13 protein-coding genes are annotated in these 11,931 nt (G+C 70.6%); 7 read left to right on the forward strand and 6 right to left on the reverse strand.

Annotation, left to right across the window (positions count from 1 at the left end; genetic code table 11):
• Window positions 1-191: 191 nt before the first annotated feature.
• The 4 genes from ACWD6R_RS08235 to ACWD6R_RS08250 form a co-directional block, all read right to left on the reverse strand.
• Window positions 192-788, reverse strand: coding sequence for a hypothetical protein (locus ACWD6R_RS08235; RefSeq protein WP_451817956.1), 597 nt, complete (start codon window positions 786-788; stop codon window positions 192-194).
• 195 nt (window positions 789-983) lie between these two features.
• On the reverse strand, window positions 984-1,517 hold the full coding sequence (locus ACWD6R_RS08240) for a DUF3995 domain-containing protein (RefSeq protein ID WP_451817957.1): 534 nt from the start codon (window positions 1,515-1,517) through the stop codon (window positions 984-986).
• Window positions 1,504-1,968, reverse strand: coding sequence for a hypothetical protein (locus ACWD6R_RS08245; RefSeq protein WP_451817958.1), 465 nt, complete (start codon window positions 1,966-1,968; stop codon window positions 1,504-1,506). Before ACWD6R_RS08245 ends, ACWD6R_RS08240 begins: the two co-directional genes overlap by 14 nt.
• A 619-nt stretch (window positions 1,969-2,587) precedes the next feature.
• Window positions 2,588-4,030 (reverse strand): DHA2 family efflux MFS transporter permease subunit, encoded by a 1,443-nt coding sequence (locus ACWD6R_RS08250; RefSeq protein WP_451817959.1) that lies wholly within the window; start codon window positions 4,028-4,030, stop codon window positions 2,588-2,590.
• A 69-nt stretch (window positions 4,031-4,099) separates the two neighbouring features.
• Here ACWD6R_RS08250 and ACWD6R_RS08255 point away from each other — a divergent pair, with 69 nt between their 5' ends.
• The 6 genes from ACWD6R_RS08255 (at window position 4,100) to ACWD6R_RS08280 (ending at window position 9,394) form a co-directional block, all read left to right on the forward strand.
• Window positions 4,100-4,768, forward strand: coding sequence for a TetR/AcrR family transcriptional regulator (locus tag ACWD6R_RS08255; protein ID WP_451817960.1), 669 nt, complete (start codon window positions 4,100-4,102; stop codon window positions 4,766-4,768).
• Between the two features lie 72 nt (window positions 4,769-4,840).
• Complete coding sequence (locus ACWD6R_RS08260) at window positions 4,841-5,326, forward strand: peroxiredoxin (protein ID WP_398950898.1); 486 nt, start codon at window positions 4,841-4,843, stop codon at window positions 5,324-5,326.
• Window positions 5,327-5,432: 106 nt separating this feature from the next.
• Window positions 5,433-5,942, forward strand: a complete 510-nt coding sequence (locus ACWD6R_RS08265) for a hypothetical protein (protein ID WP_451817961.1) — start codon at window positions 5,433-5,435, stop codon at window positions 5,940-5,942.
• Between the two features lie 53 nt (window positions 5,943-5,995).
• On the forward strand, window positions 5,996-7,450 hold the full coding sequence (locus ACWD6R_RS08270) for a flotillin family protein (protein WP_451817962.1): 1,455 nt from the start codon (window positions 5,996-5,998) through the stop codon (window positions 7,448-7,450).
• A 232-nt stretch (window positions 7,451-7,682) separates the two neighbouring features.
• Window positions 7,683-8,153, forward strand: a complete 471-nt coding sequence (locus ACWD6R_RS08275; RefSeq protein ID WP_451817963.1) for a cation:proton antiporter regulatory subunit — start codon at window positions 7,683-7,685, stop codon at window positions 8,151-8,153.
• Between the two features lie 2 nt (window positions 8,154-8,155).
• Window positions 8,156-9,394, forward strand: coding sequence for a cation:proton antiporter (locus ACWD6R_RS08280; protein ID WP_451817964.1), 1,239 nt, complete (start codon window positions 8,156-8,158; stop codon window positions 9,392-9,394).
• A gap of 166 nt (window positions 9,395-9,560) precedes the next feature.
• On the opposite strand, the gene ACWD6R_RS08285 is transcribed toward ACWD6R_RS08280, so the two are convergent.
• Window positions 9,561-10,502 carry a M56 family metallopeptidase gene (locus tag ACWD6R_RS08285; protein WP_451817965.1) on the reverse strand — a complete coding sequence of 314 codons (942 nt, stop codon included), beginning with the start codon at window positions 10,500-10,502 and terminating at the stop codon, window positions 9,561-9,563.
• Between the two features lie 3 nt (window positions 10,503-10,505).
• Window positions 10,506-10,964, reverse strand: coding sequence for a BlaI/MecI/CopY family transcriptional regulator (locus ACWD6R_RS08290; RefSeq protein WP_451817966.1), 459 nt, complete (start codon window positions 10,962-10,964; stop codon window positions 10,506-10,508).
• 164 nt (window positions 10,965-11,128) lie between these two features.
• Here ACWD6R_RS08290 and ACWD6R_RS08295 point away from each other — a divergent pair, with 164 nt between their 5' ends.
• Complete coding sequence (locus ACWD6R_RS08295; protein WP_030931413.1) at window positions 11,129-11,584, forward strand: tellurite resistance TerB family protein; 456 nt, start codon at window positions 11,129-11,131, stop codon at window positions 11,582-11,584.
• The last annotated feature ends 347 nt before the right edge of the window (window positions 11,585-11,931 follow it).

Below are 11,931 nucleotides of genomic sequence, written 5' to 3' on the forward strand. Positions count from 1 at the left end.
GCCCACGTCAGAGCGGACAGAAGCACCCCCGGCGCACTCCACGGGATTTACCACGCCCCCGGCGCGCACCGAAGGTGCGCTGGATCGCTGACCTGTCATGATGGGTGTGTCATCACTTCCCTCAGGGTATTGGTAACCCCGGCTAACACAACGTGCTGAATGGCCCTCCATCTGGTGCAGATTCGCGGTGGTCACCGATCCCGGTAGAGGTCCTCATCCGGTTCCCAGTTCGCGTAGAAGTCGTCTGGTGACTCATCCAGCTTGACCTCGTCGCCGAGGCCCTCTAGCTCTTCAAGCTCCTCGTGCTCGACGCGCGGGTCGCAGGCCTGGCAGGTGAAGACGAACGGGGTGAACATGACCGCCCACGCTTCTTCGTCGACGTGGGTGTCACCGCTGACCCAGCCCTGTGACTCGCATGCCGGACAGGTGGCGGGCTCGTCGTGTTCGATGTAGCCGGGAGGAGAGACCCGTGCAATCGTGGCGAGGACGAGTTCGCGCTCCTTCCGGGGCAAGTGGCCGTAGCGTTCTGAGAAGACGTCTTTGGCTCGTGCGAGTTTGCCCTCCAGCCGGACACGGACTGCTTGCACGCTGTCTTCAAGAAGCTTGTCGTGCAGGGATTCGTAGCGGCCCCAGTAGGAACTGTTGATCTTGAGCTCAACGAGCAAGGGGTCGATCAGCCTGAGACACGTGGTGAAGACGGCATCGACTTCCGAGCGGTCGTATATGCCGCTGTGAGCGACGCCGTTGAACGGCGGCGCCTCCCGATGACTGCCGACCTCGTAGCGCACCGGGCTGGAGCGGTTCCCCGCCGGCGGTCGGCGCGGCTCATGACCCGCTGAACCAGACCACCAACCACGGCCCCATCGGGCCCCGCCCCATGCCTGCGGGGCGGCCGTCGACACCCCTCCGTCTTGCATGTGCGCCACGGACGCTCTCTTCCAACGCGGCCACGAGCGGGGTCGATTTCTTGCGCTCCCGTCGTCTCACTGAACACGAGGTGAGGTCAGCCGTGGCCCGGGCACGCCGCGGAGCTGCCACGCCGTGACCGTCCAGCACACGCCCCAGAGCATGAAGAACGGCGACCACAGCAGCAGATCCCAGCGCGCCAACTCGCGTGCGAGCGCGGCGTGCTCGACCGGCACCGTATGCATACCGGTCAACACCAGCGTGTCACCCACAAATCCGAAGCCCACGACACCGACCGACCTGAGGATCATGGCTATCCCGAGAACCACGCTGATCCCCAACAGCAGCCATCGCGGTGCTTTGGCACCCCACGAGCGAACGGTGGCGAGGGCGACGACTGTGCCGAGCACCGCCGCCGTGGCCAGCACCCAGTGGCTGACCACGAACAGCGGGTCACGGGCGAGCAGCCGCTCACGCATCTGCGGGGGCAGCGGATCCTTATCGGCCAGCACAGTGCCGCCCAGCGCCTGCGCGAGCTTCATCGCGCCGTACGCAGCGGAGCACATGGCCGCCCCGTAGGCGGCCAATCCGGCCCGCTCAGGCCGCGACATGCTTTGTCGCCCGGGCGTAAGACCGGATCGTCGCCATCAGCAGCCCCAGCACAACGATCCCGAGGGCGCCGTGATACCACTGCCAGCCCACGCCGAGGCCGACGAACCCGTCCGCGGCCATGACCACCATGCCCGCGCCGACGCCGACCGACGCGACGGCGAGGGCCGGCAGCATCAGCACGCGGGGCACCCGGCGTCCCACGCCGGTCACCGTCGCCATGACGAGCATGGCGCCCAGCAGGCCGTTCGAAGCCGCGAGCCATTGCGCCGTGGCCACGTCCATCATGTCGCGGACGTAGCGTTCGTACTCTTCAGGGGGTACCACCGGACCACCGGGAAAGCCCAGCTTGCCCTGCGCGGCGAAGACGGCCTTGCCGGCGGCGTAACCGAGGAACAGCACCGCCATCGCATACGCGGGCCAACGCACTTGGCGTTCGGATTCGACTCTCATGCCTAGAACCGTAGGTACCGTGGACGCGGCAACCATCCTCCGGCGGAGCGAGCCCACTCCCCCGTCAGGGGGAGACGTTCCTCAGCGGCGAAGGCCCAAAACGCCTCCTCTTCCTCAGAGGTGAGGTTCCTCCGTCGCCCGCTATTCGTCTCCTCGGCCCAGGTGAGGTGCCCCGCGGCCTTGGGCGCGATGGCGCTGCGCAACGAACCGCCCCTGGGTCGGCGAGGCTGAGGACCCGGACGCCATCAGCGACGTGATCGGTGCCTTCGAGCGCGGCACGGCCGCTGGCGACACGTGACGGAGGCGACGGAGTACGCCCAGACGCCCGGTGCCCGGGAAGCGGCATCAGGCCCCCGCCCCACCCGGGTCCACACCGGGAGGAAAGCGTCCGGCGGGGCGGCACCCCACGCACCCGACCCACCGCACCCAGCGGCGACGAAGGCAGCAGGAACCGACCACGATCGGCACCCCCACCCGGCACCAGCCGGACGGGGCACGACTCGGGGCAGGCTTCCACCGCCACGCCCACACCACCCCCACCCGGGCACAACCGAGTCATCTCCCGGGCGATCCCGCAACACCAGGATCACCCAGGAGACCCAAGCCAATCTGAGACGCTTCAGTGCACGTGCGGCCCGCCCGTCGTCTCCGGCTTGCCCCGCGGCACCAGTCCCACCGCGACGACCGCACCGGCCCCGGCCGCCGCCGCGCAGACCGTGAACGCGTCGGCGAACCCGCCCACCGCACCGCCTTCGATCCCGGCTGCCGCGACCGTGGAGACGACCGCCACCCCGATCGCCCCGCCCACCTCGTGGAACGTGTTGACCACCCCGGACGCGAGCCCCGCCTCGTGGTGCCCGACCATGCCCAGCGCCGTCGTGGTCGCGGTGACGAAGACCGCGCCGAGCCCGAGCGCGGCGACGGAGAGACCGGGCAGCAGCGCCCCGTACACGCTGCTGTCCGCTCCCAGCCGGGTCAGCGGTACGGAACCGGCGGCGGCGATCACCATCCCGGCGACCGCTGTCCCGCGGCTGCCGGCCGTCCCGACCAGCCGCGACCCCAGGTGCGCGCCGAGCCCGACCGCGACGGCCACCGGCAGGAACACCAGCCCGGTCCGCATCGGGGTGAACCCTCGCGCATGCTGCAGATAGACCGACCCGAGGAAGAAGAAGGCGATCAGCAGCGCCGTCGCGACCAGCATCAGGAACGCGCCCGCGAGCACCGGCCGCCGGGTGAACATCCGCAGGTCCATCAGCGGCTGCTCGGCCGCCCGTTCGACGCCCGCGAACGCCCCGTACAGGAGCACGGCCCCCGCGACCGGCACGAGGACGGCGGCCGATCCCCACCCGGCGTCCCCCGCCTTGACCAGTCCGTAGATGAGCGCTCCGGTCCCGGCCGTGACCAGCAGCGCGCCGGGCAGATCGAGCCGGGCGGAGGGCTGGGGGGCGCGCGCCGGGACGAGGGCGGGTACGGCGGCGAGCAGGGCGATCCCGACGGGCACATTGATGTAGAAGACCCATTGCCACCCGGGGCCGCCGGTCAGCGCACCACCGAGCAGCACCCCGATCGCCGACCCGGTTCCGCCGATCGCCGCCCACACCCCGAGCGCCTTGTTGCGCTCCGCGCCGTGGAACGAGGTGGTGACGAGGGACAGGGCGGCGGGCGACAGCAGCGCCGCCCCCACCCCTTGGGCGATCCGGCCCCCGATCAGCACCGGGGCGCTGTCGGCGAGCCCGGTGCCCAGCGAGGCGACGGTGAAGAGGGCCAGCCCCGCAAGGAGGGTGCGGCGCGCGCCGAGGGCGTCGGCGAGCCGGCCGCCGAGCAGCATCAGCCCGCCGAAGCAGAGGGTGTAGGCGGTGACGACCCAGGTCAGGGCGGTGCGCCCGAGGTGCAGGTCGGCGGCCATGTCGGGCAGTGCGACGTTCACGACGGTGATGTCGAGGACGAGCATGAACTGCGCGACGCAGACGAGGGCGAGTGTCGCCCAGCGACGCGGGTGGGCGGGCGGATGCCCGGCCTGATGCTCGGCCGGATGCTGTACGTGCGTCTGATGCGGACTCATGAACTGAACTGTACGGATCAGTTCATATGAACTCAACTGTTCAGTTCAACTGACTGTTAGCCTTGCCCCATGACCATGCAGAGCAGCCGCCGGGGGAACGCCAAGCAGCCCCCCGGCGGACCGCGCGCCGAGGCCAAGCGGCGGGCCATCGTCAAGGCCGCCCGTGAGGCGTTCCTGCGGGAGGGGTTCGGCGTCGGGATGGACGCCATCGCCGCCGAGGCGGGCGTGTCGAAGGTGACCGTCTACAACCACTTCGGCAGCAAGGAAGCGCTGTTCACGGCCGTCATCGCGGGCGCACTGGACGAGCCCCTGGGCGGCCCTTCGGCCACCGCGCTGGCCGGACTCGCCGACGCCGACGACCTGCGCACCGCCTTCGTCGAGGCGGCCCGCACCTGGGTGGCCGCCGTCCGCGACAACGCCGACGTCATCGCCCTGCGCAACCTCGTCGCCGGCGAACTGCACCGCTTCCCGGAGCTGGCGAACGCCTGGCAGGGCCACGGCCCCGAGGGCCACCACCCCGCCGTCGCCGACGCCCTGCGCACCCTCGCCGACCGGGGCCGCCTGACCATCCCGGACCTGGAGACGGCGATCATCCAGCTGTACGCGCTGCTGGTCTTCCCGCACCTGGTCTTCAGCTCGTACGGCACGGCCATCGACGACCCGGTCACGGACCGCCTGATCACCAGCGGCGTCGACATGTTCCTGGGCCACTACGCCCCGGCGGGGCCCACCGGCTGAACGCCCCCGCCGTCTCGGTTTCGCCGAACGCCGCACATCCGTCGCACATCCGTCGCACACAAGGGACCTGCCATGGGATCGTCACCACAAGTCGGCCAGCCCGTCCAGGACTTCACACTGCCGGGCGGAACGCTCGCCGGAGGCACGTTCGAACGCCGCGACTACACGCTGTCGGACGCCCGCGGCCGTACCGTCGTCCTCGCCTTCTACCCCGGCGACAACACGGCCGTCTGCACCAAGCAGCTCTGCTCGTACTCCTCCGGCATGGAGACCTTCACCGGTCTCGACGCGGAGGTCTGGGGAATCAGTCCACAGGGTGTGGACAGTCACGAGTCGTTCGCCCGCACGTACGGTCTGCGGATGCCGCTGCTCGCGGACACCGGGCGGGAGGTCGCCCGGGCGTACGGGATCACGGCGCCCGGGATCGGGGTGCGCCGCGCCGTGTTCCTGATCGGGCCGGACGGCGTGCTGCGGTGGAAGCATGTCGCGGTCCTCGGCGCCACCTTCCAGTCGCTGGACACGCTCGCCGACCACATCTCCGGCACCAAGAACGAGTAAAAGATTGCCGGACCCCGGCAATGTCACAGCCCGAGTGTGTATGGCATCATCCAGCCAGCTCGACGGAAACATTCGGGGGATTTCGCAGATCGGGAAAGGTGACCACATGACCTTGTTTCTCGGTCTGGGCATTGCGGGGGTCGTGCTCCTCGCCCTCTCCCTGATCTTCGACGGAATCCTCGAAGGGCTCTTCGGGGGCGTACTCGACGGGCTTTTCGACGGCCTCCTGTCCCTCCCCGTCATTGCCGGATTCCTCTCGATGCTCGGCTTCGGCGGCGCGATCGTGCTCGGCACCACCGGTGCCGGTACGGTCGCCGCGACCGCAGCCGGACTGGTCGCCGGACTGGTCGCGGCCTGGCTGACCTGGAAGTTCAGCCGCGCCCTGATGCGCGATCAGACCGCCGCCACACCGCGGGGCGGCGATCTCGTCGGCACGACCGGGTCCGTCGTCACGGCCATCCCGGCCGACGGCTACGGCGAGGTCCTGCTGCGGCTCGCGGGCCAGCCCGTGAAACTCGCGGCGAAGAGCCCGGTGCCGGTCAAGCGCGGCACCGAGATCTGGGTGGAGGCCACGCTTTCGACCACCTCGGTCGCGGTCCGCCCCGTCGAGCGCTGACCACCCACTGAACCGAGCTGCCGTCCCCGATCGGGAGGCAGGGGGGACCCCTTATGAGCCCAGTTGTGACCGCCGTCGTCGGAGTCGTCGTACTCCTCGTACTCCTCGGCCTCGTGGTGATCACCCGCTACAAGGTCGCCGGGCCCAGCGAGGCCTTCATCATCACCGGCCGGCGTGGCAAGAAGTCGACCGACCCGGTGACCGGACGCACCAGCATCGACAACAGCGGGCAGAAGGTCGTCGTCGGTGGCGGCGTCTTCGTCGTCCCGTTCGTGCAGCAGAAGTTCACCCTGGACCTCTCCAGCCGGCACATCCCGGTCGCCGTGCGCGGAGCCGTCACCCTGCGCGGTGTGAAGTCCCACCTCGAAGGCGTCGCGATCGTCAAGGTCGGGGGCAACGAGGACGCGATCCGGGCCGCCGCCCAGCGGTTCCTGCAGCAGCAGGACGGCATCGTCGGCTTCACCCAGGAGGTACTCTCCGGCGCGCTGCGCGCCATCGTCGGCCGGATGTCGGTCGAGGACATCATCCGCGACCGCGCCGCGTTCGCCGGCCAGGTCGCCGAGGAGGCCGAGGCCAGCCTCTCCGGCCAGGGCCTGATCCTGGACGCCTTCCAGATCCAGGACATCACCACCGAGGGCTCCTACCTCGAAGACCTCGGCCGCCCCGAGGCCGCCCGCGCCAAGCAGGAGGCGGACATCGCCGAGGCGATCGCCAAGCGCGCGTCCGAGCAGGCCCGCCTGAAGGCCGCCGAGGAAATCGCCATCGCCGAGCGGACGTTCTACCTCAAGCAGGCCGAGATCAAGGCCGAGACGGAAGCGGCGGCGGCCAAGGCCAACGCCGCCGGCCCGCTCGCCGAGGCCGCCCGCCAGCAGGAAGTCCTGGAGGAGCAGGAGAAGGTCGCCCAGCGCCAGGCGGCCCTGACCGACCGCGAGCTCGACACCAAGGTCCGCAAGCCCGCCGACGCCGCCCGCTACCAGGCCGAGCAGGAGGCCGAGGCCCGCCGCATCGCCCAGGTCAAGGAAGCCGAGGCGGACGCGGAACGCTCCCGCCTCACCGGTCAGGGCGAGAAGCTCCACCGCTCGGCGCTCGCCGACGCCGTGCGCATCGAGGGCGAGGCGGAAGCCGCCGCCATCGCCGCGAAGGGCGCGGCCGAGGCCGAGGCCATGCGGAAGAAGGCGGACGCGTTCGCCCAGTACGGTGACGCGGCGGTGCTCCAGATGCTGGTCGAGGTACTCCCGCACGTCGTCGCCAAGGCCGCCGAACCGCTCAGCGCCATCGACAAGATGACGGTCATCTCGACGGACGGCGCGAGCCAGCTGTCGCGCACGGTCGCGGACAACGTCGCGCAGGGCATGGAACTGCTCACCGCCACGACGGGCGTCGACCTGGCGGCACTGCTGAAGAACCTGAAGGGCGGGTCGGCTTCGGACACCGCAGCGGAGATCCCGGCGCAGGCCCCGGCCACGGCATCGGCATCGGCCAACGGCAAGATCGAGATCACCGACTGACGCCGTTCCCGATCCCCACGTGCCCGGCGGTGAGCAGCGGACCGCCGGGCACGGCTGCGTCCGGACCTCGGCCGCCTCCCGGGGGCCGCGCACCGATCACGCCGTATCCGCAGGTGAGCAGGGTCTCCGTGCGCGCGGACACCAGGCGGCGGAAGCCTCCGGTTAAGGTAATGGAAGGTTAAAGAAATCACCAAGTGCGTCGCCCTGTCGCCGCGCGCCTCGGGAGGAAGCCATGGGAACCCACCGGACCACGCTGCCCGGAGTCGGTGTGCAGTACGACTACATCACCGAGTCGGGCCAGCACATCTCCGTCGTCGTCCACCACGACGGGCGCCGGTTCATCGGGTTCTACGAGCGCGACGATCCCGACTCGTGTCAGCTCTCCGTGGCCCTGACTCCACAGGAGGCGACCGGACTCGCCCACCTCATCGACGCCGCGCCCATCGACGCCGCACGGACCGAGGGCATCGATCTCGTCACCGAGCACATACCGCTCGGGTCGCGCTCCCCGTACGGGGGCCGGCTGCTCGGGGACACCCGGGCCCGGACACGGACCGGGGCGTCGATCGTGGCCGTGCTGCGGACGCACAGTGCGCATCCGTCGCCCGGGCCGGACTTCCGGCTGGCCATCGGGGACACGCTGGTCGTCGTCGGTACGCGTGAGGGCGTCGACGCGCTCTCCGAGATCATTGCGGAGGGCTGACCGTGCACGACACGACCGCACTGCTGGTGGAGCTCGGCTCCGTCATATTGGGGCTCGGGATCATCGGACGGCTCGCCGGGCGGATAGGGCTTTCGCCGATTCCGCTCTATCTGCTGGCCGGGCTGGCGTTCGGGGACGGGGGGCTGCTGCCGCTCGGGGCCAGTGAGGAGTTCACCGCCGTCGGCGCCGAGATCGGCGTCATTCTGCTGCTGCTCCTGCTGGGGCTGGAGTACAGCGCATCCGAGCTGGTGACCAGCCTGAAGACGCAATACCCGTCCGGGGCCGTCGACTTCGCGCTCAATGCGACGCCCGGCGCGGTGGCTGCGCTGCTGCTCGGATGGGGGCCCGTGGGGGCCGTCGCGCTGGCCGGGGTCACCTGGATCTCCTCGTCCGGCGTCATCGCGAAGGTGCTCACCGATCTGGGGCGGCTCGGAAACCGGGAGACGCCCGTCATTCTCGGGGTTCTCGTCATCGAGGACCTGTCGATGGCCGTCTATCTGCCGCTGCTCACCGCGATGGTCGCCGGCGCCGGCCTGGCCGGGGGCAGCATCGCCCTGCTGGTCGCCCTCGGTACCGTCGGTCTGGTTCTCTACGTGGCGCTGCGGCACGGCCGGCTCATCAGCCGGGCAGTGTCCTCCGACAATCCGGAGATGCTGCTCCTCGTCGTGCTCGGGCTGACCGTCCTGGTGGCCGGTGTGGCACAGCAGTTGCAGGTGTCCGCGGCGGTGGGGGCGTTTCTCGTCGGGATCGCGCTCTCGGGAGAGGTCGCGGAAGGGGCCCGTAAGCTGCTGACGCCGTTGCGCGATCTGTTCGCCGCCGTCTTCTTCGTGTTCTTCGGTCTCTCCACCGATCCGTCCGACATTCCGCCCGTGCTGCTGCCCGCGCTGCTGCTGGCCGTCGTCACCGTCTTCACCAAGATCGGCACCGGGTGGTACGCCGCCCGGCGCGCCGGGATCGGCTCGCGCGGACGGTGGCGGGCGGGTGGGACGCTGGTCGCGCGTGGCGAGTTCTCCATCGTCATCGCCGGTCTGGCCGTGGCGACCGAGCCCCGCATCGGGCCGATCGCCACGGCGTACGTCCTGATTCTCGTCATCGTCGGTCCGCTCACCGCCCGTTGGACGCAGCCCGTCGTGGCCAGAATCCAGACGTGGCGGGACGGCGGGGGCGGCGCCTCCGGAGGCAGTGTGCCTGTCGCCCGCGAGGAGATGCCCGTCGTCGAGCGCGCCTCGGCCGCCGACTGAGACCGACCGGCAATGGGGGGTGGGTGAAGGAGCGGGGCTGGGGTGCGTGCATCGCAAGGCGGAGGATTGAGCCATGACGGAGCCATGGTGATGGACGACAACGCCGCGAGGTGCGTGCCCCGGCCCCGTGACGCCGCCCCCCATTGCCGGCCGGTCTGAACCGCTCTCAGAGCGGGGTCGCCTCGTGCAGGATCCGCACCAGCGCCACCGCCGCGTTCAGCGACGACAGCGCCGACACCGTGGTTCCGACGGTGGCCACCAGTCCCGCCAAGGCGACATGCGCGGACGACGGGGGCCACAGCCGGGTCGGCGGGACCGGCTCCAGGAGCGCTGCGACCCGGCGCGGGATCGGGCCCACCGCCGCGAACGCGGCGAACGCGGGCGGGCCGGTCGGCGAACGGTGCGCGAAGAGCGCCGCCTTGCCGACCGCGCCCGCCACCGCCCGCCGGTCACCGATCACCTGCGCCGCCTCCTCGTCCGCCCACCGTTCCGTGCTGTACGCCACCGCGGTACGCAGCGGCAGCAGGAACGGGTTGGCACGCGCGGCAAGTTGGGTGGCCAGGAGGTAGCGGTGGTGACGGGCGGCCAGATGGGCCTGCTCGTGGGCGACGAGCGCCCGGCGTTCGCGGGCGGTCAGGCACTCCATCATCGCCGTCGACACGACCACCCGGCCGGGGGCGCCGGGAAGTGCGTACGCGTACGGCTCCGGGTCCGGCAGCACGGCGACCGCGGACGGCTGCTCCGGGAGGGACTGCAGGGCCCGTGTGGCGCGGATGCGTTGGCGTACGTGGCGGTGGACTGCCGACCCGCAGGCCACAACCACCGCCGCCAGCACCCCGATCGCGACGATGCCCGCCTTCTCCTCGTACGGCACCGCCGCACGCACTTCGGGGTCCGACCAGCCGTCCGGCAGCGGGTTGCCCGGGAGTTGGGCCGTGCCCACCACCATCAGCAGCGCCAGGCACACCGTGCTGCACAGGGCGAGCGTCGTGCCGACGGCCGCCAGCAGGCGGGTGGCGCTGCGCGGGTGCAGATGCTGTTCGGCGAGGCGCGCGATCGGCAGCGCGGTCAGCGGCAGTACGAGGGGCAGGTAGACAAAGACGCCCATGGGTCAGTCCTCGTCCTTCTCCGTCGTCTGCGCCAGCAGCGCGCGCAGGCGTTCCTCGTCGCCCGGGGACAGCGCCGAGACGAACCGGGCGAGTACGGCCTCGCGGTCCCGTTCGCCGTCCAGGACCCGCCGCATCCGCAGCGCGGCGAGACCGGCCTCGTCGGAGGCGGACGTCCAGGTGTAGGAGCGGCCCTGGCGGGCACGGGTCACGCACTTCTTCGCGTACAGACGGGACAGGATCGTGATGACGGTGGTGTACGCGAGGTCGCCGTCGAGGTGTTCCTGCACCCAGCCCGCCGTCGCGGAGCCGTTCGCCGAGCGCAGAACGGCGAGGACCTGGGCCTCCAGCTCGCCCTGTCCGCGCTTGCGGGGGCGCCGGCCGTCGGAGGCGGGGCCCGCCGGGGGCACGTTGTCGTCGGGCAGTTCGTTGTGCGGGTGGTGGCTGGCCCCGGCCGTGTCCATCGTGGTGACTGCCCTTCGTGCGATGCCGCGTCGGCCACGGCGTCGCAGCATCGTACTGAAGGCCGGTTCCCGGACACAGCGGGCGACCATCCTGCTAACTTCTACACGCCTGTAGAGTTGGATCTCGTTCCGGCAACGCAACGCAAGCAACGTATGGAGACGTCATGGCACTGTGGGATCGGATCAAGGAATCCGCGACGACGATGCAGTCACAGCTCGAGGCGAAGAAGAACGACCTGAAGAGCGGTGCGTTCCGCGACGCGAGCATGGCCATGTGCGCCCTGGTCGCCGCCGCCGACGGTTCCATCGACCCGTCCGAGCGCCAGCGCGTCGCCTCGCTCATCGCCTCCAACGAGGTGCTCCAGAACTTCCCTGCGGACGACCTGCAGCGGCGTTTCAACGAGTACGTGAACAAGCTCACCGCTGACTTCGCCTTCGGCAAGGTCAGCGTGCTCCAGGAGATCGGCAAGGCGAAGAAGAAGCCGGCCGAGGCGCGTGCCGTCATCCAGATCGGCATCGTCATCGGCGGCGCCGACGGCGACTTCGACAAGTCGGAGCAGGCCGTCGTCCGGGAGGCGTGCTTCGCGCTCGACCTTCCGCCGCACGAGTTCGACCTCTAGTGCCCCTCCCGGCAGGCTTTGCCCCGTCGCGCCGCCCAGCACGCCCGCTGTGGGGCAGACATTGCCGGTCGCGGCACTAGAACCTCCAGGGCCTCAACGGCCCCACCGACCGCCGGGAGCACCCCGCGGCCCGACTGACCATCGGACCGCACCCGGCCAGGCCGGGGAACGCAACTCCCCCGTGCGATTCCCCGGCCGCCCACCCCCAGGACCCCGCCTCCGTGTTTCGTATGCATCGCGTCACGGAGGCGGGGTCTTGCGTCAAGTCGGCGTCAGACGGGACCGCGCGGATCCTCGTACGGCGTGAGAGCCTGTCGGGTGACCTTCGATCGGAAAGCGGACGCGGT

This window comes from Streptomyces sp. NPDC005151 (genome assembly GCF_053599875.1).